The 25,797-nt window shown below is 59.3% G+C and carries 24 protein-coding genes and 1 tRNA gene; 10 read left to right on the top strand and 15 right to left on the bottom strand.

The window, feature by feature from the left end; all coding sequences use genetic code 11:
• Window positions 1–17: 17 nt before the first annotated feature.
• Window positions 18–482, bottom strand: coding sequence for a response regulator (locus tag ACIX9_RS03640; protein ID WP_013579119.1), 465 nt, complete (start codon window positions 480–482; stop codon window positions 18–20).
• Between the two features lie 714 nt (window positions 483–1,196).
• Window positions 1,197–2,126, bottom strand: a complete 930-nt coding sequence (locus tag ACIX9_RS03635) for a PhzF family phenazine biosynthesis protein (protein WP_041596918.1) — start codon at window positions 2,124–2,126, stop codon at window positions 1,197–1,199.
• A 342-nt stretch (window positions 2,127–2,468) separates the two neighbouring features.
• Here ACIX9_RS03635 and ACIX9_RS03625 point away from each other — a divergent pair, with 342 nt between their 5' ends.
• The 3 genes from ACIX9_RS03625 (at window position 2,469) to ACIX9_RS03615 (ending at window position 3,940) form a co-directional block, all read left to right on the top strand.
• Window positions 2,469–3,125 carry a peroxiredoxin gene (locus ACIX9_RS03625; protein WP_013579117.1) on the top strand — a complete coding sequence of 219 codons (657 nt, stop codon included), beginning with the start codon at window positions 2,469–2,471 and terminating at the stop codon, window positions 3,123–3,125.
• A gap of 42 nt (window positions 3,126–3,167) precedes the next feature.
• A tRNA-Cys gene (locus tag ACIX9_RS03620) sits at window positions 3,168–3,243 on the top strand.
• A 40-nt stretch (window positions 3,244–3,283) separates the two neighbouring features.
• Window positions 3,284–3,940 carry a peroxiredoxin gene (locus tag ACIX9_RS03615; RefSeq protein ID WP_013579116.1) on the top strand — a complete coding sequence of 219 codons (657 nt, stop codon included), beginning with the start codon at window positions 3,284–3,286 and terminating at the stop codon, window positions 3,938–3,940.
• On the opposite strand, the gene ACIX9_RS03610 is transcribed toward ACIX9_RS03615, so the two are convergent.
• Complete coding sequence (locus tag ACIX9_RS03610) at window positions 3,941–4,921, bottom strand: alpha/beta fold hydrolase (RefSeq protein ID WP_083808499.1); 981 nt, start codon at window positions 4,919–4,921, stop codon at window positions 3,941–3,943.
• 87 nt (window positions 4,922–5,008) lie between these two features.
• Between ACIX9_RS03610 and ACIX9_RS03605 the strand changes: the two genes are divergently transcribed.
• The gene (locus ACIX9_RS03605) at window positions 5,009–5,593 is read left to right on the top strand and encodes a CGNR zinc finger domain-containing protein (protein WP_013579114.1); all 585 of its coding nucleotides are present in this window, start codon (window positions 5,009–5,011) and stop codon (window positions 5,591–5,593) included.
• 79 nt (window positions 5,594–5,672) lie between these two features.
• Here ACIX9_RS03605 and ACIX9_RS03600 read toward each other — a convergent pair whose 3' ends face one another.
• From ACIX9_RS03600 to ACIX9_RS03590, 3 genes are all read right to left on the bottom strand, one after another.
• A complete protein-coding gene (locus tag ACIX9_RS03600; protein WP_013579113.1) occupies window positions 5,673–8,492 on the bottom strand; it encodes a TonB-dependent receptor in 2,820 nt (939 codons plus the stop codon).
• Between the two features lie 234 nt (window positions 8,493–8,726).
• Entirely contained in the window at window positions 8,727–9,119 is a 393-nt protein-coding gene (locus tag ACIX9_RS03595; RefSeq protein ID WP_157477261.1) for a hypothetical protein, read from the bottom strand.
• Window positions 9,120–9,246: 127 nt separating this feature from the next.
• A complete protein-coding gene (locus ACIX9_RS03590; RefSeq protein ID WP_013579112.1) occupies window positions 9,247–10,365 on the bottom strand; it encodes a DUF481 domain-containing protein in 1,119 nt (372 codons plus the stop codon).
• A 133-nt stretch (window positions 10,366–10,498) separates the two neighbouring features.
• Here ACIX9_RS03590 and ACIX9_RS03585 point away from each other — a divergent pair, with 133 nt between their 5' ends.
• Complete coding sequence (locus ACIX9_RS03585) at window positions 10,499–10,768, top strand: hypothetical protein (RefSeq protein ID WP_013579111.1); 270 nt, start codon at window positions 10,499–10,501, stop codon at window positions 10,766–10,768.
• Between the two features lie 143 nt (window positions 10,769–10,911).
• Here the strand turns inward: ACIX9_RS03585 and ACIX9_RS03580 are convergent, their stop codons facing one another.
• Window positions 10,912–11,556, bottom strand: a complete 645-nt coding sequence (locus ACIX9_RS03580) for a BON domain-containing protein (protein ID WP_013579110.1) — start codon at window positions 11,554–11,556, stop codon at window positions 10,912–10,914.
• Between the two features lie 219 nt (window positions 11,557–11,775).
• Here ACIX9_RS03580 and ACIX9_RS03575 point away from each other — a divergent pair, with 219 nt between their 5' ends.
• The gene (locus ACIX9_RS03575; protein WP_013579109.1) at window positions 11,776–11,958 is read left to right on the top strand and encodes a hypothetical protein; all 183 of its coding nucleotides are present in this window, start codon (window positions 11,776–11,778) and stop codon (window positions 11,956–11,958) included.
• Entirely contained in the window at window positions 11,958–12,617 is a 660-nt protein-coding gene (locus tag ACIX9_RS03570; RefSeq protein WP_013579108.1) for a Fic family protein, read from the top strand. Before ACIX9_RS03575 ends, ACIX9_RS03570 begins: the two co-directional genes overlap by 1 nt.
• A gap of 68 nt (window positions 12,618–12,685) precedes the next feature.
• Here ACIX9_RS03570 and ACIX9_RS03565 read toward each other — a convergent pair whose 3' ends face one another.
• On the bottom strand, window positions 12,686–12,868 hold the full coding sequence (locus tag ACIX9_RS03565; protein ID WP_013579107.1) for a hypothetical protein: 183 nt from the start codon (window positions 12,866–12,868) through the stop codon (window positions 12,686–12,688).
• A 415-nt stretch (window positions 12,869–13,283) separates the two neighbouring features.
• Here ACIX9_RS03565 and ACIX9_RS03560 point away from each other — a divergent pair, with 415 nt between their 5' ends.
• On the top strand, window positions 13,284–14,243 hold the full coding sequence (locus tag ACIX9_RS03560) for an IS5 family transposase (protein WP_041597380.1): 960 nt from the start codon (window positions 13,284–13,286) through the stop codon (window positions 14,241–14,243).
• Window positions 14,244–14,456: 213 nt separating this feature from the next.
• Window positions 14,457–15,416 carry an IS5 family transposase gene (locus ACIX9_RS03555; RefSeq protein ID WP_041597230.1) on the top strand — a complete coding sequence of 320 codons (960 nt, stop codon included), beginning with the start codon at window positions 14,457–14,459 and terminating at the stop codon, window positions 15,414–15,416.
• Between the two features lie 99 nt (window positions 15,417–15,515).
• Here the strand turns inward: ACIX9_RS03555 and ACIX9_RS03550 are convergent, their stop codons facing one another.
• Genes ACIX9_RS03550 through ACIX9_RS03540 form a run of 3 tightly spaced genes read right to left on the bottom strand, consistent with a single transcriptional unit; the run spans window position 15,516 to window position 20,827 of the window.
• On the bottom strand, window positions 15,516–17,078 hold the full coding sequence (locus ACIX9_RS03550) for an AIPR family protein (RefSeq protein ID WP_013579106.1): 1,563 nt from the start codon (window positions 17,076–17,078) through the stop codon (window positions 15,516–15,518).
• A gap of 8 nt (window positions 17,079–17,086) precedes the next feature.
• Window positions 17,087–19,054 carry a glutamine--fructose-6-phosphate transaminase (isomerizing) gene (gene glmS / locus ACIX9_RS03545; RefSeq protein WP_013579105.1) on the bottom strand — a complete coding sequence of 656 codons (1,968 nt, stop codon included), beginning with the start codon at window positions 19,052–19,054 and terminating at the stop codon, window positions 17,087–17,089.
• A gap of 33 nt (window positions 19,055–19,087) precedes the next feature.
• Entirely contained in the window at window positions 19,088–20,827 is a 1,740-nt protein-coding gene (locus tag ACIX9_RS03540; protein WP_013579104.1) for an SGNH/GDSL hydrolase family protein, read from the bottom strand.
• 205 nt (window positions 20,828–21,032) lie between these two features.
• Here ACIX9_RS03540 and ACIX9_RS03535 point away from each other — a divergent pair, with 205 nt between their 5' ends.
• Window positions 21,033–23,114 carry a catalase gene (locus ACIX9_RS03535; RefSeq protein ID WP_013579103.1) on the top strand — a complete coding sequence of 694 codons (2,082 nt, stop codon included), beginning with the start codon at window positions 21,033–21,035 and terminating at the stop codon, window positions 23,112–23,114.
• A 61-nt stretch (window positions 23,115–23,175) separates the two neighbouring features.
• Here the strand turns inward: ACIX9_RS03535 and ACIX9_RS03530 are convergent, their stop codons facing one another.
• Genes ACIX9_RS03530 through ACIX9_RS03515 form a run of 4 tightly spaced genes read right to left on the bottom strand, consistent with a single transcriptional unit; the run spans window position 23,176 to window position 25,724 of the window.
• A complete protein-coding gene (locus ACIX9_RS03530) occupies window positions 23,176–23,994 on the bottom strand; it encodes a glycosyltransferase family 2 protein (RefSeq protein ID WP_013579102.1) in 819 nt (272 codons plus the stop codon).
• A 26-nt stretch (window positions 23,995–24,020) separates the two neighbouring features.
• Window positions 24,021–25,220, bottom strand: coding sequence for a beta-ketoacyl-[acyl-carrier-protein] synthase family protein (locus tag ACIX9_RS03525; RefSeq protein WP_013579101.1), 1,200 nt, complete (start codon window positions 25,218–25,220; stop codon window positions 24,021–24,023).
• Between the two features lie 25 nt (window positions 25,221–25,245).
• Window positions 25,246–25,476 carry a hypothetical protein gene (locus tag ACIX9_RS03520; protein ID WP_013579100.1) on the bottom strand — a complete coding sequence of 77 codons (231 nt, stop codon included), beginning with the start codon at window positions 25,474–25,476 and terminating at the stop codon, window positions 25,246–25,248.
• Entirely contained in the window at window positions 25,473–25,724 is a 252-nt protein-coding gene (locus ACIX9_RS03515; protein ID WP_013579099.1) for an acyl carrier protein, read from the bottom strand. The genes ACIX9_RS03520 and ACIX9_RS03515 overlap by 4 nt, the downstream gene beginning before the upstream one ends.
• Window positions 25,725–25,797: the final 73 nt, after the last annotated feature.

The raw sequence follows: 25,797 nt of genomic DNA, 5'->3' as shown, positions 1-25,797 counted from the left end.
GGCGCTAGTCCCTGCCCTTACGACGCCTTCGCCGTAAGGTGCAGCCCTGCATCCTGCGAGACCTGCTCCACCATCTCCGGTACATGCCGAGCCACATGCTTCTTCGGTCCACGCTTCCGCGCCACCAGCACCCGGATCTTTTCCAGCAGTTCCACCGCAGAGCAAGCACCCTTGGGCAAAAACGCATCCGCCGCCAGCGCACGGTCAAAGCTCGTCACCGTCCCGGAGACGATCAGCGCCGGCAGCATCGGATGCATCTGCTTCGCCCTCCGCACCAGCTCGTTGCCGTCCATCTGCGGCAACAGCAGGTCTGCGATCAGCAGGTCCATCGTCCCCTGTTCGGTCTGTTCCAGGATCTCAAGCGCACCCTGCGCTGTCTGGCTTGAGATCACGCGATAGCCGCGCGTCTCCAGCAGGAAGGTACGGACTGAGAGGGTTTGTTCGTTGCTATCGACGCAGAGGATGACTTTCTTGGGACGCATAGGTATCCGTTCTCGCTTTCATGGGCTGGCCCGGCGCTGGGAGACGCATGGCAGTAAATCTTTGCGCGGTTCGTACCGTCTTGCAGGACGAGTTGGGCCGTCCACTCCAGGCAGCCCGTCTGCGGATCAAGCGAACAAACGTAAAGAGCATGAAACGAGGCTCTCCCGTCTGCTGCGCTTGACCTTGTGCGGGTCAACGTGGAGCAGTGCCCGGCTCATCCCTCTTGCAAGAAGGCGGAATCGCGGTTGCGAGAGAAGCCAGACCGCCCCCTGAACGAGTCAGGTAGCAGATCGCCTCACGGTCTCCTTGTGAACGCAGTTCTTCGTGCCGCCGCGAGAACAGGAAAGGCCCGAGCCCCGCGCGTCCCGGTGTCGTGAAGACACAGGGCCGCGCAGGCGCTGGAACCCGCCTGCAGATGCAAACGGTAAAAGGTGCGCACGGGAGCCGCGACTGCATGGGCAGTCTGGCGTCTCTCAGCTCAAATTGTCGGTAAATCAGGCGAAAGCTTTTGGCGCTTCGGGGGCATTCAGGTGTCGTCCGGCCATGCCGTCCAACCCCTCACTCCCTCAACGCTTCCCAACCTTACGGAGCGGAACCTACCTTTGCAACCGGCGAAAAATAAGCGAAACAGCACATCTTTACACCTTGCTCTTTCACCGCATTCGCAGGAGGGTGCGTCTTTGTTGCAGTTCCGTGAATGAGCCCTGTGGGAATCACAAGGGGAACGGCAGGAAAAAGCGTCCCGTTGCAACCGGAATGGTGCGTCCGCCTACGAACACGTCAGAAATGGGAAATTCTTTAGCCTCAGGAATGGCCCGCTTCGCACGCACAGAAATCCTCGAAGGGCGAAGCATCTCCACCCCTTGTTCGATCACTACCTGCTGCTCACTCTCCACCAGGCCATAGCGCACCAGCCACGCAATCGCACACCCGGAGGCCGAACCCGTAGCCGGATCTTCCCCCGTATAGAACTGCATTCGAGCTCTGAAATCAGCATCTTGCGCCGGCGTAATGCAGTGAAAGAACTTAGCGTCGCACGTATCGAGATACGTCTGCGCTACCTGCTGCGGGATCGCCAGACGCCCCAACGCCTCAACCGATCGCAAGGGCACAATGCAGAACGCCATACCGGTCGAGACAGTCTGAATCGGATATCGCGTATCGAGGTCTTCAATCGGTATTCCAAGAACCCTGCTGATCGTCTCCGGATCGTGTACCTGTCCAAAGCTCGCATCATTCTGCCGCATCGTCCCGAACACGCCGTCCTCACCCTCCGCAGGCGCGTCAAAGCGCACCGGGATAGGCCCCACAGGAAGCTCCAGGGTGATCTTCTCTGCGCCGGCAAGCACGGGATGGTTCCAGTACAGCCAGGACGCCGTCCCAAGCGTGGGATGCCCTGCAAAGCGCAACTCCTCCTGCGTCGTGAAGATCCTCACCTGCACCCCTTGCTCACGCTCCACGGCCTCGTCGCGAGGCACGATAAACGTCGTCTCGGACAGGTTCGTCTCCCGCGCCAGCGCCTGCATCTGCTCGGTCGTGAGGCCGCGAGCGTCGGTAAAGATGGCGAGCATGTTGCCTTCGAGCGCACGCTCCGCAAACACGTCCACAATGGCGTACTCCAGCGTCCTGCGAGAGGTGGGCAAACCTGATCCTGATATACCAGCGGTTGACATCAAAGCTCCAGAGTGAGAGATTTGGTACACCGCAGTGGGGCAAACGGCTCCACCATGCTAGCCGAACTTGAATAGAGCGCTGGCCGCGGTACAACTTTGATGCTCAAGGCTGATTCGATGACGCTGAACTTCAACACCTCCGCACTCATGACCGCTCGCTGCTGTTGCTGTGAGCCGTACACGGGTGCGTGGCTGAGCGAATCGAAGTAAAAGTCCTTCGAACGAAACTCAAAACCCACCCAAGGCCAACGCCGGGTGGGTTTTGCTTTGGCCCCAAGCTTTCCACTTGAACGAAACAGGAGACGCAGGAAGATGTCACTTCGGATCAACGATATTGCTCCCGACTTCACCGCGGAGACCACGCAAGGCACCATTCACTTCCATGACTGGATCGGCGAGAGCTGGGCCGTGCTCTTCTCGCACCCCAAGGACTTCACCCCCGTCTGCACGACCGAACTCGGCGCAGCCGCCAGCCTGGAGGCGCAGTTCGCCCAGCGCGGCGCAAAGATCATCGGCCTCAGCGTCGATCCCGTCAGCAACCACGACAAGTGGGCGCAGGACATCCTTGACGTCGGCGGCTCAGCCGTAACTTTCCCCATGATCGGTGACCCCGAGCTCAAGGTAGCAAAGCTCTACGACATGCTCGCGGCAGACGCAGGCGAGACCTCCGAGGGCCGCACCCCCGCCAACAACGCACCCGTCCGCACCGTCTTCGTCATCGGACCGGATAAGCGCATCAAGCTCACCATGGCCTACCCCATGACCACCGGCCGCAACTTCGACGAGATCATCCGCGTCCTTGATTCCATGCAGCTCACCGCGAAGCACAAGGTCGCAACCCCGGCCAACTGGAAGCAGGGCGGCGACGTCATCATCACCGGGGCCGTCACCAACGAGGAAGCCGACAAGATCTTCCCCGGCTACAAAACCGTCAAACCGTACCTCCGCACAACCAAGCAACCGAAGTAGAATCAAGATGCATGCCGCGTCCGCCCTGGACGCGGCACAAGGGCACCGATGGCGAAGTGGCTAACGCGCTGGTCTGCAAAACCAGTATTCATGGGTTCAAATCCCATTCGGTGCTCCACACACTTCTGAGTTAGCATCTGACAGCCCAGGAGAACTCCATGCCTGAGTCCCGCATCCCCCGCATCCTTGAGCTCGCCCCAAACTTCGAAGCCAAGAGCACCCACGGCACCATCCGCCTCACCGACTACACCACCCGCGGCAAGTGGGTCATGCTCTTCTCCCACCCCTCAGACTTCACCCCCGTCTGCTCCACCGAGTTCGTCGAGTTCGCCCGCCGCCAGGCCGATTGGGACCGCCTCAACGTCCAGCTCATCGGCGTCTCCATCGACTCCCTCCAGTCGCACATCGCCTGGGTCCTCGACCTCGAACGCATCTTCAACGTCAAGATCGAGTTCCCTCTCGTCGTCGATCTCGACCAGAAGGTCAGCGCCGCCTACGGCCTCGTCCACGAAGCCGTCAGCGACACCGCCACCGTCCGCTCCGTCTTCGTCATCGACCCCAAGGGCCTCATCCGCGCGTTGCTGTATTACCCCATGCAATTAGGCAGAAATGTAGACGAGCTCATCCGCATCTTTGAAGCCCTCCAGGTCGCCGACACCAACGGCGTCAGTTGTCCCGCCAACTGGCAGCCCGGCCAACCCGTCGTCGTCCCCGCCCCCGCCACCCAGGCCGACGCCGTCAAGCGCGCCGCCGGAGTAGCAGGGATGGACGTTCAGACCTGGTACCTTTCCACCAAACAAATCCCCACCAAGTAACTAAGCCTTCAAAGCCCGGCCTAGAAACTCCCGCATCGCCCCGGCGACCTCGACCACATGCGTCTCCAACGCAAAGTGTCCGGTGTCCAGAAACTGCACGGTCGCGTTCGGATTATCTTTCTTGAAACCCTCCGCACCCGGAGGAATAAAGAACGGATCATGCTCGCCCCAGATCGCCAGCAGCGGCGGCTTCGCTTTGCGGAAGTACTCCTGGAACGCCGGATACCGCTTCACGTTATTCGCATAGTCCAGAAACAGGTCGAGCTGAATCTCCATATTTCCCGGCCGCAGAATCATCGCCGCATCCAGCGTATATCCCTCCGGCTTGATGCGCTCCGGATGCGGCACGCCATAGGTGTACTGCTCTTTGATTCCATCCGCACTCAGCGCCTGGTGTACTACCTCGCGATGCTCCGCCGTAGGCTCCCGCCAGTACGTCTGGATCGGAGCCCACGCATCGCCCAGCCCGGCCTCATACGCATTGCCATTCTGACTTACGATCGCCGTCACCCGCTCCGGATGCGCCATCGCCAGCCGGAACCCCGTCGGAGCACCATAGTCGAAAACATACAGCGCATACCGCGTCAGCTTCAGCGCCTCCGTAAACGCGTCAATCGTCTTCGCCAGGTTCTCGAACGTGTACTTGTACCCACGCTCCGCCGGAACCTCCGTAAACCCGAACCCCGGCAGATCCGGCGCAATCACCCGGTACTTATCCGCAAGCAACGGCATCAGCTCCCGGTATTGAAACGAGGACGTCGGAAACCCATGCAGCAGCAACACCACCGGCCCGTCCACCGGCCCCGCCTCGCGGTAGAACACACTCACTCCGTCAGCCTCTACACGATGAATCGCCGCAACCGTCATAGCCGTGCTCCTTGAAATCTCTGCTGCTGTTCCCTCTGCCGCCAAACTCATAGGAGTTCCGGCAGTCATCGCCAGAATCCCTCCGCCCGCACGTATAAAGCCTCGTCTATCCATCTGCATCCTCTTCCAAGAAGTTCCGGCCCATCTTGCTAACCTGCAAAGTAGATGTAAGCAGGTTACAATGGATTCAGGAGAATTTTCTTGGCCACCACAGAAATCTCAGACCTAACCCAGATCGCAGATCATCCAGTCCTCAATCTGCTCAACACCGTACCCATGGTGGATGGCGCACTCGTAGACTCCCTCCAGGCTGACGCCGACGTCCTCGCATGGCTTTCGCACGCCGGCTTTCGCAGCATCGCCAAGCCTCCGGCGCCTCGCAACTCCCTGCTCCAGGCCGCACGTCACCTCCGCGAGCAGATCCGTACTGCCATCGAAGACCGCGAAGCCGGCAACCCAATCAATCGATCAGTCTTGAACCGCATGCTGTCCCAAGGCAGCAGCCACGCACAACTGATCGAGCATCCCGACGGCACATTCACCACAGAACGCATCTGGCCCGGCAACACTCCGCAGCAACTCCTCGCACCCGTCGCAGAAGCCGCCGCAGACCTCCTCGCCCACGGTGACTTCAACCTCATCCGCCGTTGCGAAGACACGTCATGCGTCCTCTGGTTCTACGACCGCACCAAATCCCATCAACGCCGCTGGTGCAGCATGGCCTCCTGCGGAAACCGCAACAAAGTAGCAGCCTTCCGCAAGCGCCAACAATCAGAAGCCCTCTAACGACAAGCCAGAGAACGCCAGACGTAATCCGCCTTGATCCGTTCTAATCCCTCTTATCCGCGTTACGCCTTCCTCGTTCTCAGAACGAAATTCTCGCTCCCAGTTGCACACTCCGAGGATCGCCCACGGCAGTAGCCCCAGCAAACCCACTCGCACCAGCCGTAGCATTCGGGATCATGTCATTGCGATGGTTCAGCGCGTTGAACGCCTCTGCCATTCCCTCCACGCGCAGCCGGTCACTCAGCACAAACGTCCTGCTCAGCCGCGCATTCAGAGAATAGAAGTCGAACCCCACACCCGTATTCCGCCCAATCAAAGTTCCCGACCGACCCTGCTTACAAGCCGTGGCATCCGCACCCGGCAGACAAGGCCGCAGCGCCGTAAACTGCGTACTCGTCGTCCCTGAAACAATGTTGAACGGCAGCCGCGACTGGTACTGCAGCACTCCCGAAAGCATCCATCCATGCGTCACGCGCCCGCGCCAATCATGTGCCGCATCCATGCTGCTATGCACCGTCGCATTGAAGGACACGCGATGCCGCTGATCGTCGTCAGACCGTCCGCGATCCTCACGCAGATTGAAGTTATTCACCGGCGCACTGAAGAAAAACTCCCCCACATCGTCGATAGCCTTCGACCAGACATAAGACGCTCGCAGACTTCCATACCTCACCGGTCGCTGAACGACAGAGACCTCCAGTCCGTCATAGTACGAATCACCTACAGAGTCATACTGCTTGTTATTCGCATAACTCGAATTGATATAACTCCCGTCATAGTTCACGTTCTTATTCAGATCCGCCAGCAGGTGCTCCCCACGCAGATGCTGGTAACTCATCTCAACCGTAGTCTTGCTTGAGATCTGCTGCTCCACGCCCAGGCTTGCCTGTTCGGCATAAGCATTCTGAATATTCGGATTCATCGTAGCCAGACTTACTTTGACTCCAGCGGGAGGTGCAGTCAGCACAGCAGGAAACGCCGGAGCACCCGTCGACAGAGGAGAAACGCTGTAACTCAACAAAGTAGCCTTCGTCAGATCTGTACTATTGCCTGCTGATAACAACGCATTCGCCAACGCACGCAGAGCCACCCGGTCATAGAACAATCCAAAGCTTCCCCGCACCACCGTCCGTCCATCCCGCGCCGGAGCCCACGCAAATCCAATCCGTGGCGACACATTCCCCTTATCCGTCTGGATGCTCTTCAAAAACTGCAGATCGTATCGGACGCCTGCATTCACCGTCAGCTTCGCAGAGGCCTTCCACTCATCCTGCACATACATCCCAACATTCGGGTTTGTCTGGCCCACGACGGGCGTTCCAAACGACTGCGTGAACCCACTGGAGTTATAAGTCCCCGCCAGAAAATTTGCCAGCGAGGAAAACGTATAAGCCCCACGCAGCGACTGCGGAAAGGTAATCGTCGTGTCGTTCATCAGGAAGTCAACGCCGCCCTTCAGCGTATGCGCCCCACGCTGATGGACCACGTTGTCCACCACCTCACCCAGGTAATTCATCCGCACTGTAGGCGAAGCCGAAAGCCTCCCAAAACTCGCCACCCCGGAGATACTCACGGCAGGCCCAACCTCATCGTTCGGCGGAGCCGCATAGCTGTCCCGCGTAAACTGCGCACGAGTCTCGTTGAACGTCCGCGAAGACAGCGTGGCAATGTTGCTTACCGCCAGCGTATCGTTCGTATCGAACACCGAGCTACCCGCACTCACCGCGCTCAAAGACCCCACCCCACGAGCATTGATGCTGCTCAACTCGTAGTGCGTATACCGTGCATTGACGCGGTCCCGAGGCCCAAACTCATGATCCACCCGCCCAAAGCCATAGGTCGTATGTAGCGTCGTCGGAAACAGCGTCGTACCGGAGTTCCCTCCAGACACAGCCAGCAGCGGAGCCGCATAACCCACCGCAACAAGCTTCGCATTCACCGCTGCGGCATTTGCGGGGGAGATCGCAATCACTCCATCCGTGTTCAGGTTCCGCTTCTCAAAGTTGAGAAAGTAAAACGTCTTATCCCGCATGATCGGGCCGCCCAGACTCGCCCCATACTGCGCCTGCGTCAGTGGCAGCGTGCTCCTGCTCAAAGCATTCTCGGAGTTCAACCGCTGGTTCCGCAGGAAACCATAGACACTTCCCCGCAGCGCGTTACTCCCACTCCGAGTCACCACGTTGAAGTAGCCACCCATCGCCCGCCCAAACTCCGCCTGCCCGCCGGAGGTCACCACCTGGAACTCGCGGATCGTATCCAGCCCAAACGCATTCCCCGCCAGCCCCGCTGCATCATCGTTCGCGGAGAGTCCATCCACCACAAAGCTGTTGGAAAAGTTCCTCTGGCTGTTCACCGAGATCCCTTGTCCCGGCACCGACGACGTCTCCGCCAGCAACTGCGTACTCGCCGTATTCGTCCCGGAAACCCCCGCCACCAGCCCCGCCAGATCAAGGAAGTTCCGCCCATTGAACGGCAGGTCATGCGCCTCCGCCTCACTTACCATCCCCGCAATCTGGCTGGAATCCGTCTCGACCACTGCCCCTTCATCCTTCACCTCCACCGCGCTCGCCGAGGAAGCCATCCGCAGCCCCACCGCCAGGTCGAACCCCGCCCCCACCGTCAACCTGACCTCGCGCCGAACCTCCGCAAATCCAGCCCCATGCACCTCCACCACATAGTCGCCACCCGGCAAATACGGGAACCGAAACCGCCCCTGCCCATCCGTCTCCGCCGTATGCAGAATGTTCGTCGTCACCTCACGAGCGGTCACTGCCGCATGAGCCACCAGAGCCCCCGCCGGATCGCTCACCCGCCCCGTCAACGAAGCCTCCGTCACACTCTGCTGCCCACCAGCAACCGCACAAACCGCACCCAACAGCACACCACAAACACAACTCATTCGCGTCAATTCAAAGCTCCACACTTCGGCTGGAAGAAGACCGTGAACGAACCTCAGAAGCTGCCCCCAGGAACGATGGGTGCCCCATGTCCCGATCCTGGGACGTGGGTCTACACCGGGCACAACCGCTGGGGAATGCCCCCTGCATCTTCACTGCGGAAGATCAGGGTCTCAATTCAAGATTCGTTTGAAGGCCAAACGAGCAGGCAACACACCCCGCTCAAGTCAAGCTATTTACCCCACCACGGGAGGCCCACGCTTCTGATGCGAGCGCCCCTCAGACACCCGCCCACGAGCCTCAGTCTGCGCCACACCTGCAGCCCGCACATACACCCGTTCCATCACCCGAACCACCGGCCCATAAGCCGCAGGAGCAGGATGACTCATCACCAACCCACTGCCACCATAAGGACAGTGAGGCGAGAGAGTCGCAACCCGGGTCTCCCCGCTGTGTTCCGCCTCGGACTGCATGGCACCGTCATGCGCCATACGCGAGCAGGCATGAACCCCACCCTTCCGGCAGCAAGGCGCCAACCCCGCGTCGCTATCCATCCCCAACGCAAACAGGGGCGTCAACCCCGGCAAGCCGAAGGCGATCAGCACCACGAGAGCTAGAAGGCGTCGCACAACTTCAATCTACCATCGCAGTCTCCGAAGCCCACCCGCTTCGGAAACGTCAAGACATCGAATTCACAAAAATTCGTGGTGCATTTGTGGTGAGTATGTGGTGATTTGTGGTGCGTTTTCACCACAATTAACGTGGTTTGATCGTGTACGTTATGCCCGTCGAGTACTGCACGGAGTTCTTTTTTGAGCCAAACGGGGCATTATTGAGGTAATCGTCAATGCCGTTGATATTCAACCCAAACCCCTTGATTACGGGGAAAACAAACCCCGCATTCACATGTGCCGAGTAAGCATTCGTATCATTCCATGAGGGCGTAACGCTCCCGAACTCATTGAAAACAATGCCTTTCAGCAGGTGCCTCAAGTACGTCTCTGAAAAGGTTGATCCAGCAAGATTCAGGTTCGGCGCGGGCGTGCTGCCGTCGATTGTGAAGAAGGATTCCTTTTCGTAGTGGATATCTCCTTTGAAATCAAGCTCATGCTTGGCATTCTTGATCACAGTGATTCCTACACCGCCGCCGTAAGCCTGTTCTAAATCAACGAGTTGGCTGTAATTATGGTCGAACGTTGCCGCCCCAAACGCAAACAATCGTGGTGAAAAATACCGGTCATGCTCTGCGTTTGCGTGGAAGATATTGGACTTAATCGTAGGCGTCAGTGCCTGGGAGGAGGTTCCGTAGGACTGGTTGTAGGCGATCGAATCCTTGGTACGGGCGGGGAGCCAGTCGACCGTAGGTGTTGCACGCGCTAGACTTAGCGCTCCGGTAAAGGTCGTGGAGTCCTGCGTGGCGCGCACTAAACTGACGCCTCCCACGGCTGTTCCGCCCCATCCCTGGAGCAATCCTTGTGGATGATTGATGGCTTTATCGAAGGCGGCGGCGTCGATGAGGCGGTCGGCTTTTTCTATGGGGACTACCTTGGGGCCTTCTTTGGTGGCGACGACTAACTGCTTATCTGCCACAGAGATACGACCGCTGGGGACCACGGCGGCGGCGTTGCGGCGGGTGAGCTTTTCGTTCGTGGTGAGGACGGCAAATTGCTGGTCGGAGCGGAGTTCCTTGATGTTGGCCCAGCCTACGGTGATCTCGCCGGCCATGAGGGACTTGAAGGTAATCCCTTTGGAATCAGCCTTTTCGAGCGTTCCCGTAAGCTGCTCGCCGTTGACGAAGACGAGCGAATCGGGGGTTTTGGGGGTTTGAGCGTAGAGGGAGGATGCCAGAAGGAGGACAAATATCAGGGCGCGCATACCCTAAAGATACGTGCGAACTGCACCACAAATCACCACAAAATCACCACAAACTCACCACAAATTACTCCATGCCTGTGAACTCTCCTGAGAGGTACGCTGTGAGAGTGGGTGGAAGGAGTTCCGTGTCGTTATGGTGAGGATTTTGAAGTGGGTCTTGATGGGGTTGGTTGTGGCGGCGGCGGTGGTCTACATCGGCGACTGGGTGGTGTGGAAGGCGCGCGGGGGGCCGCTTGGGTCGGTGACGGTGAGCCGGTTTGTGGTGGCTTCATTGAAGGGGAACAAGGAGGAGTACTACCCGGACGGGCGGGCTGATGTGGATTGCAGCAAGAGCCTTTTTCCGCAGGCGGGGGCGGGGAGCTGCTGGTGGGTCGAAGGCCACCGCGTGGTCTTCGACCGGTAGGAGCGAGCGGCATCACGTTTTCGTATCGGTGCCTGGAATGTGAAGCACCCAAGAGGCCCGCGGCTAAAGCCGTTCTTCGGACGGGGGTAGACGTGGGGCTAAAGCCCCACTCTAATCCGAACTACAACGACAACAGCAAAGGCTTATTTGCTCTCCCTGGGTGGGGCGTTGGGGACTACTAGGTCGTTTTCTACGGAGAAGGTGCCGGGGGTGGAGTTGGCCTGGACGTAGGCGATGGTGGCGTCGGATTCGCTATCGACTACGCCCTTGAGGATGACGTGGCCGTTGTCCACGATGATGTGGATGGCGTGGTAGCCGAGGGGCGGGTCGTTGGTGATGCCGCCGGCAGCGCGGGCTACGGATGGGAAGGCGCCGAAGCCGACGGGTGAGCCGGTGTACTTGCGCAGGGCGGGCTGCGAGTAGATGCGGCGGTAGACGGCGACGCGGATCTGGTCGTCGAAGTTGGAGAAGGGGAGGACCTTGATCTGGTTTTCGACCGTCTCTACGCCTTCAATGGATTTGACGACCTTCTGGGCCTCGTCCTTGAGGATGGGGCGGGAGGCGAAGCCGTTGAGGATGATGGTGCGGCCGCGGATGCCGAAGGAGAGGGAGTCGAAGACGGCGTAGTCGGGCAGGCTGAGGAGTTGGTGGCGGACCTGCTGGACGATGCGCATCTGGTCGGCCTGCGCGAAGGTGTTGGGGTTACCGGCTTCGGGCTGCTGGGGTGCAGGCTGGGCGAAGGCGGGGGCAGCGATGAGGGCGGCGGCGAGCAGAAGGTTGAAGCGCATGGGTACTCTCCGGGAGTCTGAGTGACTCGACCAAAGTTGTGATGCTGCGGAGGCGGAGTTGGGCTACCTCTACGAAAAGGTTTATGAAGAAGATGCCAAGGTCTGGAGTCATTGATGCGTAAAGGGTTACACTGGCAGCCACCTGCACACAGGTACAGTGGTGATAGCATCTGGCATGTGGGCAAGCTCTTTGCAAGAGGCTTGTAGTTAGGAAAAACGATGACAGAAGAGTTGCAGCATTTGATTGAATCCGCAAGGACTCGCCCGTTCCCGGAAGAGGAGCGTGAGGCGCAACGCAGAAGTTTTGCGTATGGCAATACGAAAATCGAAAACAACCTGATTACGCGGGAGATGGTCGCGGAGCAGGACGAACGGCTGAAGCGCGAGATGCAAGGCCGGTAATGGCGGAGGAGATTCGGCATAGCAAGGCTGACGAGGCGGTCGTAGTGACCGATCCGAAGCTTGCGGCGGAGCTCGAAGCAGCCAATGGTCTCAAGCAGTACAACCTGGTTACGGATATGGTGCAGGCGTTCCTCGATCCTGAGCGCCCTTTCCGGCTTCGTCCATCGCACATCCAAGGGTTGCATCGGGCTGCACTTCAGGGTCTCACCGGGTATGCAGGAAACTGGCGGCCTTCAAAGGTCGGGATTCAGGGCAGCAAGCATGCTCCTCCCGAGGCGTTCGAGGTTCCGGAACGGATTGAGGAGCTTTGCGATTACGTGAACGACAGGTGGAAGGATAAGAGTCCTATCCATTTGGCGGCCTATGTGATGTGGCGCCTGAACTGGATTCATCCGTTTACGGATGGGAATGGGCGGACCTCGCGGGCAGTCTCCTACCTGGTGCTTTGTGTGCGGTTGGGATATCTTCTACCCGGTCATCTGACCATTCCCGACCAAATAGAGGCGGAGAAGACGCCGTACTACAAAGCGCTTGAGGCGGCGGATGTGGCATGGGCTGAGAACCGTGTCGATCTGACTGCGATGAAGGGCTTGCTGAGTACGATGCTGGCCAAGCAGTTGCTTGCGGTGCATCAGGAGTCTGGGTCGGGTGGGGAGTAGTCGGGCTAAATTAGCGATTGGGCTTTCCGCTGGGGTGAGGCGGGCTTTGCCGAACGGACGGCTATCTTTTAGAGGGAGCGCAGGGCTTCGTTGGCTGATTGGGAGTCGGGGAAGGTGGCGACGAAGTCCGGGGCGAGGAGAATGATGTTGGTTCCCCGCTGCATGCGGTCGAAGTATTTGCCGTGCGCGGCTTTGCTGTAGTCGAGGTTTGGGCGAGAGGTAAGAGTATCGAGTTTAGGAGATTTCTTCATCTTATGGATCGTCCTCTCGACGGATTCGGGGTGCCGTCAACTAAACTTGAAGCTATAACTTTGCAGATCTGAATTAATCGTTGAACCTTTGTAGTAACTCACGAAATCAAATGATTCTTGAATTTGATAGGCTTTATTCGACCTTCTCTTTGACACCCACAGCTCGAACTCGGGCCATTGCAGAAGTACCTGTTCAACAGCTTTCTTTCGTTCATTAATTTCTTTTCTGGCGTAATTAGTACACACAGCAATCACAGCATATTGACCATAACGTAATGCTTGCCCATATTTGCGGGTTTTATATCTGTCGCCGACCGGGCGGGGTGCTTGTCGTCTAATTATCTCTAGGGAAACTCTGCACAAGTTCTGCGTCCGCGGCCTGATGGATTAATCTGATGGTCAGGGGTGGATGGCGATGAAGCAGCAGACGTTTGCGTCGCAGTCGAGCTTTGAGAAGTATGGGCGGAAGTCTCGGCGGGAGTTGTTTCTGGATGAGATGGAAGTGGTGGTTCCATGGTTCGAGTTACAGGCTCTGATCGAGCCACACTACCCGAAGGCCGGCAACGGCCGTCGTCCTGTCGGGCTTGCGATCATGCTGCGGACCTACTTCATGCAGCAGTGGTTCAACTTGTCCGACCCTGGCGTCGAGGAGGCGTTTTACGAATCCGCCACGCTGCGGCGGTTCGCCGGCGTCGACCTGGGCGTGGCTCCGGCGCCAGATGAAACGACCGTGCTGCGCTTCCGCCACCTGCTCGAAAAGCACGACCTTGGCGGCGCGATACTCGACGCGGTGAACTTGCATCTGGCAGCCAAGGGCATCCGCATCGAGACCGGTACGATCGTGGATGCGACCATCATCCACGCGCCTTCTTCTACGAAGAACGAGAAGAAAGAGCGTGATCCGGCGATGCGTCAGACTCGTAAGGGCAAGCAGTGGTACTTCGGACTGAAAGCGCACGTGGGCGTCGATGCAAAAGAAGGTCACGTGCACTCGGTAGCAACGTCGGCGGCCAACGTCTCGGACGTACATATGCTGCCGGATCTGCTGCATGGGGAGGAGCGCAAGGTGTGGGGCGACGGCGGCTATCAAGGCCAGACGAAGGCCATCCGGCAGGCCGCGCCCAAGGCCCAGGACATGACCTGCAAGCGAACCAGGTTCAAGACCTATGTCGATGAAGCGGCAAAGAAGAAAAATACGACGAAATCAAAAGTAAGAGCGAAAGTAGAACATGTCTTCCGTATCCTGAAGCGCGTGTTCGGCTTCGACAAGGTGCGCTACCGAGGTATCGCCAAGAACCATCACCGGCTATGCACTAACTTCGCCCTCATCAACCTCTACCTCCACCGCAAGCACCTGGCAGGGCTGGCCGTATAGCGCCCGAAAACGGGCAACGACTCTTCAACACAGCGCAAACTCCAGCCAAAACCAAATACAGGGCGGCAGTATCGCAACAAACTAACGGCCGACTCAAGACGTTCACTCATAACGTCAAATCAGCCGCCTGCGCAGAGTCTCCCTAGGGAAACTCTGCACAAGTTCTGCGTCCGCGGCCTGATGGATTAATCTGATGGTTAGGGGTGGATGGCGATGAAGCAGCAGACGTTTGCGTCCCAGTCGATCTTTGAGAAGTATGGGCGGAAGTCTCGGCGGGAGCTGTTTTTGGATGAGATGGAAGTGGTTGTTCCGTGGCCCGAGTTACAGGCTCTGGTCGAACCGCACTACCCGAAGGCCGGCAACGGCCGTCGTCCTGTCGGGCTTGCGATCATGCTTCGGACGTACTTTATGCAACAGTGGTTCAACTTGTCCGACCCCGGCGTCGAAGAGGCGTTTTATGAGTCCTTCACGCTGCGGCGGTTCGCTGGTGTTGACCTGGGCGTGGCTCCGGCACCGGATGAAACGACAGTGCTGCGCTTCCGCCACCTGCTCGAAAAGCATGACCTTGGCGGTGCCATGCTCGACGCGGTGAACCTGCATCTGGCGGCCAGGGGCATCCGCATCGAGACCGGCACGATCGTGGATGCGACCATTATTCATGCGCCTTCTTCGACCAAGAACGAGAAGAAAGAGCGTGATCCGGCGATGCGTCAGACTCGTAAGGGCAAGCAGTGGTACTTCGGACTGAAGGCGCACATCGGCGTTGATGCAAAAGAAGGTCACGTGCACTCAGTGGCAACGTCGGCGGCCAACGTCTCCGACGTACACATGCTGCCGGATCTGCTACATGGGGAGGAGCGCAAGGTGTGGGGCGACGGCGGCTATCAAGGCCAGACCAAGGCCATCCGGCAGGCCGCGCCCAAGGCCCAGGACATGACCTGCAAGCGAACCAGGTTCAAGAACTATGTCGATGAAGCGGCAAAGAAGAAGAATACGACGAAATCAAAAGTAAGAGCGAAAGTAGAACACGTCTTCCGTATCCTGAAGCGCGTCTTCGGCTTCGACAAGGTACGCTACAGAGGCATCGCCAAGAACCATCACCGGCTATGCGCCAACTTCGCCCTCATCAACCTCTACCTCCACCGCAAGCACCTGGCGGGAACCGCCGCCTAGCGCCGGGAGACGGGCTATGAGTCTTCGACTCCGCACAAACCCCAGCCAGAACAAGCAAAGCACGGCCCAACCGCAGAAAAACTTGGCCGCCGACTCAAGTCACACACCGACATCGTCAAATCGGCCGCCTGCGCAGAGGCTCCCTAGGTCGTTAAGGACTTCATAGCCATAGGCATATTTAGGAAAGTCTGAGAGCTTTAGCAGGACTGCTAATTCTGCCTCAGTGGCAAACTTACTGATTCCAGCCCGTGCCTGATTTACTCGGAATCCACATGCCAAACTCACCCTGACAAGGTTTTCCCGGTTAACTAGAAGATCGCGGCTGATGTAGCCGTTGCGAAGCCCATCACTAAACTCTCCCCGCTTACGTTCGTACAACAAACCAAATTTCTCGTAGAATGCTTTTTGAAGATCCATTTGTAATGGATCATTAGACCTCCTATCGTAGTCATCTACTTTTGTTTGAGCGTTAGTGGCCTTGGAAATCGCGGCGACAAGGAACGTCCTCTCCTTCACTTCCTTTGCAGGAGCGGTTCCTACAAAAGTTATGACCTTAACAAGAACTTCCTTTCCTTGAAACACGCCAAAGTTTCCAGAGTCTATACATGATTCATAAATTTGGCAAAGGGTGTATGCCGTCTGAGCACCATTTACTAACTGCGGATTAGTCAAAACCAGTTGAGCGGTTCCACGCCGGCCAGTATCTTGACTAATTTTCGTATTGTCTGTCGTGATTGTGATGCCGTTGTTGAACAAAGCAAACTCATTTGTTGATTTGTTACGTATAGAGGCTTCAATTTCGCGATTAACCTGATTACGATCGAGTTCCAAGAAACTCCGGGGGTTGAACTTCAGGATGGAGTTTCTGTAGGTCATCATGACACGGCCTATTTCTTTAGTCGGGACGAAGATCAGCTTGATATTCGTCTTCTGTGACTTTGTTTGCGCGTCATAGTCCAGATGTGCTTCCGCCCCTCGGACATTCCCAAGATTTATCTTTATAAGTAGTTTAGGATCATTATAATAAGTCCCCGTAATAACAGGAAAGAGAAGCTCTTGAAAGATTCTCTCGGAAGGATATATTTCGTAATGGTAACCATCTACCAGCCTCTTCAACTGAGCAGTTGATAGGTTCGCGACATTTCCTATCAGGACTATCTCGCGTGCATATCCCGCGGCATCTGGGAGGCGTCTAATTGCTGCTTGAAGATTTTTCTTGATCCGATCGTTGTAGGGTATACCACTCTCATTTTTTAACTCGCCGCTTAGAATCCTCTTGACATCCATTTTTAGAAGATCATTGGCCGTCATGTTTGTGCTGGCAAAATTCCCTGCAGTCGCCCGGAATTTAGACTGAACAAGGTAGATCACTTTCCGTTGATCATCGATATAGAAAGCATCTATTCCTCCGTCATTTGAGCCATCAGTGACGAATGATTCGCGCTGCTGAAAAGCCAAGACGCCGAATCGTGATTTAAGGAAGAGGTGTAATAGCGATCGCGATCGCGCTTGAATCAAGGCATCCCCATTGCTCGGGGGCGGGTGGTAGAGTGCGCTTGAAGCAGGAGCCTCTGCCCGCAAGTCATCTAGCACACCACATAAAACTTGGTAGAGTCTGGCGTTTCCTGCGGCGGCTTCATTAGTGGTTGTTTTAGTGGGCATTGTCAGTCTTACTCCACGGTGACGGATTTCGCTAGGTTTCTGGGTTGGTCTACGTCGCAGCCTCTTCGCACGGCTATGTGGTAGGCGAGGAGTTGGAGGGGGACTACTTCGAGGATGGGGAGGAGGAGCTCCGGGGCGGCGGGGATGTGGATGGTGTGCTCGACGAGCTGGGTGATCTCGTGGTCGCCCTCTACGGCGATGGCGATGACTCGGCCGGAGCGGGCGGTGACCTCCTGGATGTTGGAGAGGGTCTTTTCGTACTTGAGGACGGAGCTGGGGTCGGCGGGATCTTTGGTGGCGATGCAGACTACGGGGAGGGTCTCGTCGATGAGGGCGTTGGGGCCGTGCTTCATCTCGCCGGCGGGGTAGCCTTCGGCGTGGATGTAGGAGATCTCCTTCAACTTGAGCGCGCCCTCCAGCGCGATGGGATAATGGATGCCGCGGCCGAGGAAGAGAAAGTCGCGGGCGGTGCTGAAGGATTTGGCGAGCTCGCAGCACTGAGCATCGACTGTCCGCAAAACCTCTTCGAGTTTTGCGGGGATCTTTGAGAGTTCTGTTACATAGTGCAACGACTCTTCCGGCGTTATCGTCCCGCGCTGCTGGGCGAGGTAAAGGGCGAAGACGAAGAGGGCGGTGAGCTGAGCGGTGAAGGCCTTGGTGGAGGCGACGCCGATCTCCGGGCCGGCGTTGGTAGTGATGGTGCCCTGGGCGGCGCGGGTGATGGCTGCGCCGACGACGTTGCAGATGGCTAGGGTTTTGGAACCCTTTCTGATGAGTTCTTGTTGGGCGGCGATGGTGTCGGCGGTTTCACCGGACTGGGTGATGAGGAGGCCGAGGTTGGTGGCGTCGGGGATGGGGTCGCGGTAGCGGTACTCGGAGGCGTAGTCGACGTCTACGGGGAGGCGGGCGAGGCGTTCAATCATGAACTTGCCTGCCAGGCCGGAGTGCCAACTGGTGCCGCAGGCGGCGATGGTGATGCCGGTGGCTGCTTTGAACTCCTGCTGCGAGATTTGCATTTCGGGGAGGAAGATCTCTCCGGTTTCGAGTGAGACGCGGCCGAGGGTGGTGTCGCGGACGGCGCGGGGCTGCTCGTTGATCTCCTTGAGCATGAAGTGCTTGTAGCCGGCCTTTTCGGCCTGGATGGGGTCCCAGGCTATGCGCTGGATTTTTAGGGGGAGTTCGTTGTTCTCGAAGTCGGTGATGCGGACGCCGGTTTTGGTGAGGACGGCAACCTCTCCGTCCTGGAGGAAGTGGATGTTGCGGGTGTGGTGGAGGATGCCGGGGACGTCGGAGGCGAGGAAGAACTCGCCTTCACCGATGCCGATGACGGCGGGTGGGCCCATGCGGGCGGCGACGAGGGTGTCGGGTGCGTGGGCGGAGAGGACGCCTATGGCGAAGGCTCCGGTGAGGCGCTTGACGGCTCGGCGGACGGCTTCGTCCAGGGGGAGGCGGTCTGGAGTGTTTGAGATTAGGACGGCTTGGGATTCGTTGGCTTCGGTGGAAACCCACGTCTCAGAATCGAGACGTGGGGCACCCATTTTTTCGTGGAGTTCTAGTTCGTCCTGGATGACGTGGGCGATGATCTCTGTGTCGGTTTCCGACTGGAAGGTGTGGCCTTTGGCTATGAGGGATTTTTTCAGGGCCAGGTAGTTTTCTACGATGCCGTTGTGGACTACGACCAGGGTGCCGGTGCCGTCGCGGTGGGGGTGGGCGTTTTCTTCCGTGGGGCGGCCGTGGGTGGCCCAGCGGGTGTGGCCGATGCCGTAGGTGCCGTCGATGGGGGAGGCGGCGATGACGGTTTCGAGGTTCTTGAGCTTGCCGGGGGCGCGGCGGAGGTCGAGCTTGTTGGGGTGCTCGGGGGAGCCGCCTACGGCGATGCCTGCGGAGTCGTAGCCGCGGTACTCGAGGCGGCGCAGACCTTCAATGATGACGGGGACGACTGACTTAGGACCGATGTATCCGACGATTCCACACATGCGGTCTAGTGTAGCCGGTGCGGGTGGTGACGGTCAGTTGACCGTCACCACGAAGCTGAGGGAGGAGGTTGCGCTTCCGCCGGTGGCGGTGACCGGGATGGTGTAAAGGCCCTTGGGTGCATTGGCCGAGGAGCTGCCGGAGCAACCGCTGAGGCCGAGCACCGCTCCGGAGGAGAAAAGCAGGAGGAGGCAGAGGAGTGGGAGGCTGCGGAGATGCCTGCGGCGGAAGACGAGAACGCCAAAGAAGGGGAGGAGCGAGCAGGCTGCGATCGCCTGGAGGGTATTGGAGCCGGGGCGGGTTCGGTTGAGTTGGGAGATGTTGACGCCGGCTGTGTTGACGGTGAGGGTGCTGGTGAGGGTGTTGTTGGCACCGGCGAACGTGAGTGTGGCGGGGGAGAAAGTACAGGTGAGAGGCGATGGGAGAGGCGCGCACGATAGGGAGACAGTACCGGAGAGTCCGCCGACGGTGGCGACGGTGAGAGCTTCTGAGCCCGTGGATCCGCTGGCGATCGTAAGCCCTACGGGAGTGGCGGTGAGGCTGATGGCCGGGGCGGTGACGACCTCCGAGAGGGCGGTGGAGGTGGAGGCATTGAAGTATTGGGAGGCAACGTAGGCAGCGGTGATGTTATGCGTGCCGGCCGTGAGGCTGGAGGTGGTGTAGGTGGCGACGCCGGCAGTGTTCAACTGGCCGTTGCCGATGGCGGTGGTTCCGTCAAAGAAGGTGACGACTCCGGTGGGGATGCCGGCGGGGCTCTTGACCGTCGCGGTGAGGGTGACGGAGGCGTTGAGGTTTGCGCTGAGATTGGAAGAGGCGAGTGTGGTGGTGGTGGCGCCGGGGGCGATGAGGGCTGCGGCGGCGAGGGCTAGTTGATGGTGGCCGGCGGTGGTGGGGTGGAGACCGTCCCAGAAGAGATAGGTATCCGGGTTGACGGCGAGGAAGTTGGAGCTGATGGTGACGTTGGCGAAGCCGTAGGTTGAAGGGGCCGCGATGATGGTGTTGAAGAGGGTGAAGACGTCGAGCGAGTAGAGGTGAAGGGACTTGCCGGGATTGGCGGCGGGGAGTGCGGCAACGTAAGCGGCGAGGGCCTGGTTGAACCCGGCGGCGGCAGCAGTGGCGGAGGCCGCGGAGGCGGTGGTGTTGAGGCGAGGGACGGCACCGAGCGGTGGGAGATTCGGAATGATGAAGTCTGTGGCACCTGCGGCGATGAGAGCCTGGATGACGGCGGCTTCGTTGGCGGCGGCGGTGGTGACCGCAGCGGAGGAGGTGGCGTTGAGGATGTCGTTTGCTCCGCCCCAGACGACGAAGAGGGTCTTGCTGGTGATGGTGGGGTTGGTGGCGAGATAGGTGGAGAGCTGCAGGCCCATGTTGTTGACGGGGAAGGTGAATACATTGCCGGGTCCATACGCGAAGGGGGTAGTGCCGGAACCGGTGAAGGCGAAGCCGTAGGCGTAGTTGGCACCTCCGTCGAGAGAGTTCAGGACGGGCGGCTTGGCGGCGAGCATGGCGGCGAGTTGCTTGATCCAGACGCCGCTATAGAGCTGCGCGGCGGGTGCAGTGTCGGCGCCGTCCGTGAAGCTGCCCTGGGTGTACCCGGTGGCGGGTGTGGGGACTGCGGCGGCTGCGGTGTAGAGGGCGGTGGAGACGTGGGCGTCGTTGCCGGTGTCCGAGAGCGAGTCTCCGATGACGACGATGGAGGTGTACGCCTGGGCATGAAGGAGAACGGCGGAAAAGACGAGAAGGGCGACGGTAAGGGCGTGGCGCAAGGCGGACATGATCAATCCTCCAAATTCCAAACTAGGTTTCCCGGGGTGGGAGGATTAGACCATACGGACGGGAGATCGGAAAAGATGAATTTTCCGATTGCAGGCGACACGGGGCGGCGGGGTGGAGTCATAGGGGAGCGAGCCGTGGTGGGGCATGCTACAGAACGACAAACCCACGGGCATCACAGACCAAGAAGGTTCAAGGGGTAGGGCGATGGCGAAGTTGGGACATGAAGAAGCGGCGGATCACAGCATAGGCAATGGCGGTGAACTACACCAGGCAGCGGGCGAAACTCATCCGCCGATGTCATCGCAACGCGGACTGATTATTGCGGATGACGAGAACTCTCTGAAGGCGAATGAACGTGGTCCTGTGCTGATTGAGGACCATCTGTTGATCGAAAAGACGCAACACTTCGATCATGAGCGGATTCCGGAGCGCGTGGTGCATGCTCGTGGTTATGGCGCGAAGGGATACTTTGAGCTGACCGATAGCCTGGAGGGCATCAGCAAGGCCGGTGTGCTGACACGGGTGGGCGAGAAGACCCCTGCGTTCGTGCGTTTTTCTACGGTGGCCGGCAATGCGGGATCGAGCGATCTGGCGCGCGATGTCAGGGGCTTTGCGGTGAAGATGTATACGCCGGAGGGTAACTGGGACATTGTGGGGAACAACATTCCGGTGTTCTTCATCCAGGATTCGATCAAGTTCACGGACCTGATCCACTCCGTCAAGCAGGAGCCGGACCGTGGTTTTCCGCAGGCTCAGTCCGCGCATGACACGTTCTGGGACTTCGTCTCGCTGGTGCCTGAGAGCACGCACATGCTGATGTGGATCATGTCCGATCGCGCGATTCCGCGTTCCTTCCGGATGATGGAAGGTTTCGGTGTGCATACCTTCCGGCTGATCAACAATGCGGGCAAGTCCACGTATGTCAAGTTCCACTGGCGGCCGAAGCTGGGGATGGAGTCGGTGATCTGGGATGAGGCGCTGAAGATCTCCGGGGCGGACCCGGACTTTCATCGGCGCGATCTCTGGAATGCGATTGACGAAGGAAACTTTCCGGAGTGGGAGCTTGGTGTGCAGTTGTTCGACGAGGAGTTTGCGCAGAGCTTCGACTTTGACGTGCTGGATGCGACGAAGCTGATTCCTGAGGAGACGCTGCCGCTGCGGATCATCGGCAAGCTGGTACTGGACCGCAATGTGGACAACTACTTTGCCGAGACGGAGCAGGTGGCGTTTGCGACGACGAACGTTGTGCCGGGCATCGACTTCAGCAATGACCCGTTGCTGCAGGGGCGCAACCTCTCGTATATCGACACGCAGTTGACGCGGCTGGGCACGCCGAACTATCAGCAGATCCCGGTGAATGCGCCGCGCTGCCCGGTGATGAACATGCAACGGGACGGCCATCACCAGATGTTGCCGCAGAAGGGCCGTGTGTCTTACTCGCCGAGCTCGCTGGAGGCGGATGCTCCTCGTCCGGATGCGGTGAAGGGATTCAGCTCCTTCAAGGCGCATGAAGAGGGCGACAAGATGCGGGTGCGGGCGGCTTCGTTTGCGGATCACTTCAGCCAGGCGTTGCAGTTCTTCAACTCGCAGACTGAGCCGGAGCAGAATCACATTGTGTCTGCGTTCATCTTTGAGTTGAGCAAGGTGGAGACGAAGGCTATTCGTACGCGGATGCTGGGGCAGTTGGCGAATGTGGACGCAACCATTGCGCAGCGTGTGGCTGATGGCCTGGGGATGACCGAGCCGATCAAGCCTGCAGCTACGACCGTGACGGTGCGTACCGATCTCAAGGTCTCTCCGGCGTTGAGCATTGTGCAGAAGATGGTGCCGGGGCTGAAGACGAAGTTGATCGGCGTGCTGATTGCGGATGGCACCGACGCGGCGGAGGTGCTGGCGCTGGAGACGGCTGCAGGCAAGTTGGGGGCGAAGGTGAAGATCGTCGCGCCGAAGATTGGCGGGGCCACGACCTCCGACGGCAAGACGCTGGAGGCTGACTTCCAGCTTGCGGGCGGTGCTTCCGTGCTCTTCGATGCGGTGTTCGTTGCGTTATCCGAGGATGGGGCTAAGCTGCTTTCAACCGAGGCTGCGGCCGTTGGTTGGGTGCATGATGCGTTCAGCCATCTGAAGGTGATCGGCGCGACGAGCGGTGCGCAAGCGCTGCTGGACGCGGCGGGAGTTGTTCCGGATGAAGGCGTGCTGGTGGGTGCGGATGCTGACGCTTATCTGAGCGCTGCTGCCAATGGGCGCATCTACGACCGTGAACCGAATGTGCGGACGGTTTACTAGAGTCTCGTGCCTGATGACGAATATTGGGGTGTCCGCCAATCCTGGTAGGCACCCCTTTTTGCTATTGACGCTGGTTGAGGTGAAGCTCTTTGGTCTTGAGGACGATGAGGTACTCGTAGATGCTTTGGAGGATGGCGTAGGTGACGCCGGCGGAGCCGTCCAGGATGGCGCGGCGGACTACGAGCATGTAGACGAGCTTGATGAGGGGGCGGCCGGGGAGCTGGTAGAAGATGGCCTTCTGGTGGAGGCGCCGAGTGTGGAAGTCGGAGTCTCGCAGGGCGGTGCGGAGGCTGGGGTTGGTGAGGCCCTGCTGCGAGTGGATGAGCTGGGCTTCCATGGTGCTGTACTGGTTGTGCTTGGCCACCCAGTGGGCGATGCCCTTGGAGAAGGGGAAGTGGTCCAGGGGCTCGTGGAGCTCTGCGATGGTGCCTTCGACTTCGAGGACTTCGTTGATGGCTCGGGTGTAACGGCTGCGCTCGGGGCGGACGAGACGGATGTAGAAGGGGCTGAGCTGGGCGTGCTTGAGCCAGGTGTTGAAGAGGAAGTCGCGGCGGCGAAGGCGGAAGCCGGAGACGTCTGCGGGGGCGTTGGCGGCTTGCAGGAGCATCTCGCGTGAGAGCTCGGGGGTGGGGCGCTCATCTGCATCCAGAATGAGGAGCCAGGGGTACTTGAAGGGGAGCTGGAAGCCGAAGTTGCGGTGCGCGGCGTAGTTGTCGAAGGGGCGCTGGGTGACGATGGCTCCGGCGGCCTGGGCGATGGCGACGGTGGCGTCCGTGGAATGGGAGTCGAGGACGTGGACGTCGTCCGACCAGACTACGGAGGCTAGGCAGCCGGGGAGATCCTGGGCTTCGTTTTTTGTGAGGATGAGGACGGAGATCATCTGTGGTGATTATCTCCTGAAGCGGCTTAGAAGGTCCTCAGGGCGAGGATGGCGTTGAGGCCTCCGAAGGCGAGTGAGTTGGCGAGGGCTACGGTGGGGCCGGTGGGTTGTGGGGCTTCAAGGATGAGGTTCAGGTTGAGGGTTGCGTCGGGAGTGATGGTGCCGGCGGTGAAGGGGAGTTGGCCGTGGCGGAGGGCCAGGGCGGTGATGAGGGTTTCGATGGCGGGGGATGCGCCCATGCTGTGGCCGTGGAGGCTCTTGGTGGAGGAGACGGAGATACGCGAGGCGTGGTCGCCGAAGACGGCGTGGATGGCGGCGGCTTCGACCTGATCGTTGGCCTGAGTGGCGGTGCCGTGGGCGTTGATGTAGCCGATTTCTTGCGGGTCTAGTTTTCCGTCTGCCAGGCAGATGCGGATGGCGGCTGCGGGGCCTTCCGGCTTGGGTTGGGTGATGTGGTGGGCGTCCGTGCTCATGCCGAAGCCTAGGAGCTCCGCATAAATGGGGGCGTTGCGGGACTGGGCGGACTCCAGGGTTTCGAGGGCGAGGTAGGCTGCGCCTTCTGCGAGGGTCATGCCGTCCCGGTCTGCGGCGAAGGGGCGGCAGGCGGTGGGGGAGACGACCCGGATGGAGTCCCAGGCGCGCAGGAAGCCGAAGGTAAGTGGAGCTTCATGGCCGCCGGCGATGGCGGCTGAGACGGCTCCGCCGCGGATCATCTGGAAGGCGAGGCCGATGGCGTGAGCGCCGGAGGAGCAGGCAGTGGAGAGGTTGAGGGCGGGGCCGGTGATGTGGAGGTCGATGGCGATCTGGGAGGCGCCGCTGGAGGCCATGGAGCGGGGGACGGTGAGTGGATGGACTCGGGCGTTGGAGGTGTAGAGCTTGGCGGTTTCAGGCTCCTCCGCCTGGCGGCCGGCGGTGCTGCAGCCGGTGAAGATGGCGATGCGGTCGGGGGCGTGGTGGGCGAGGAGTTGGGATTCCACTGCCGCCTGGCGGGCGGCTACGATGGCGAACTGGGCGGCTCGCTCCGTGGTGAGGATCTGGCCGTTGGCGAGATGATCTTCGGGGCGGAAGTCGCGGACCTCACCCATGCGGGTGAAGCGGAGGCCGGGGTGCTCGACCTGCATGGGCGCGATGCCTGTGCGGCCTTCGAGGACGGACTGCCAGAGAGCTTGCGGGGTGTTGCCGATGGGAGTGATGCAGCCCAGACCGGTGATGACGACGCGATGCATGATTCCCTTCCCTGTTTGCGGGCTTTTATTTGACGGGCGCGAAGAGGCCGTGGCGGCTGAAGAGGAGTAGCGCGAGTGCGCCGAGGGCGAGCGCTGAGAACCAGAGCCGGAAGGCCAGGAGGAAGGCTCTGGGTGGGAGCGGACGGCGGCTGTGACGGCGGAGATGGTCTGTGAAGCGGCCGAAGAAGAAGGCTATGGCGCTGAAGATGACGAAGGCAAAGGCTGTGAGGAAGAGGAACTCGTTATCAAGCTTCATGAGGCGGCGGACTTCTCTGCTTGCAGGCGCTGGACTCCGGTGATGACGTCCTGGACGGTGCGGAGAGAGCTGAGGGAATCGTCCGGGATGGTGATGTTGAAGGCTTCTTCGATCTCGAAGGTGAGGTTGATCTTGTCGAGCGAGTCGATCTGGAGATCGTCGAAGTTGCTCTCGGGCTGGATGGACTCGGGCGGGAGGGATTTCGATTTGGCGATGATGTGGATGATCCGGGTGGCTGTGTCTTCCATGGGAGTCCCTATAGATGTGAGTTTACGCTGAGCGTTGGGGTCTTGACTCGGGATGGTTCTGTGGAAGGGTCGT

It is taken from the genome of Granulicella tundricola MP5ACTX9, from assembly GCF_000178975.2.
In the GTDB taxonomy this organism is placed as follows: Bacteria; Acidobacteriota; Terriglobia; order Terriglobales; family Acidobacteriaceae; genus Edaphobacter; species Edaphobacter tundricola.
This window is presented reverse-complemented; position numbering and strand designations above follow the sequence as displayed.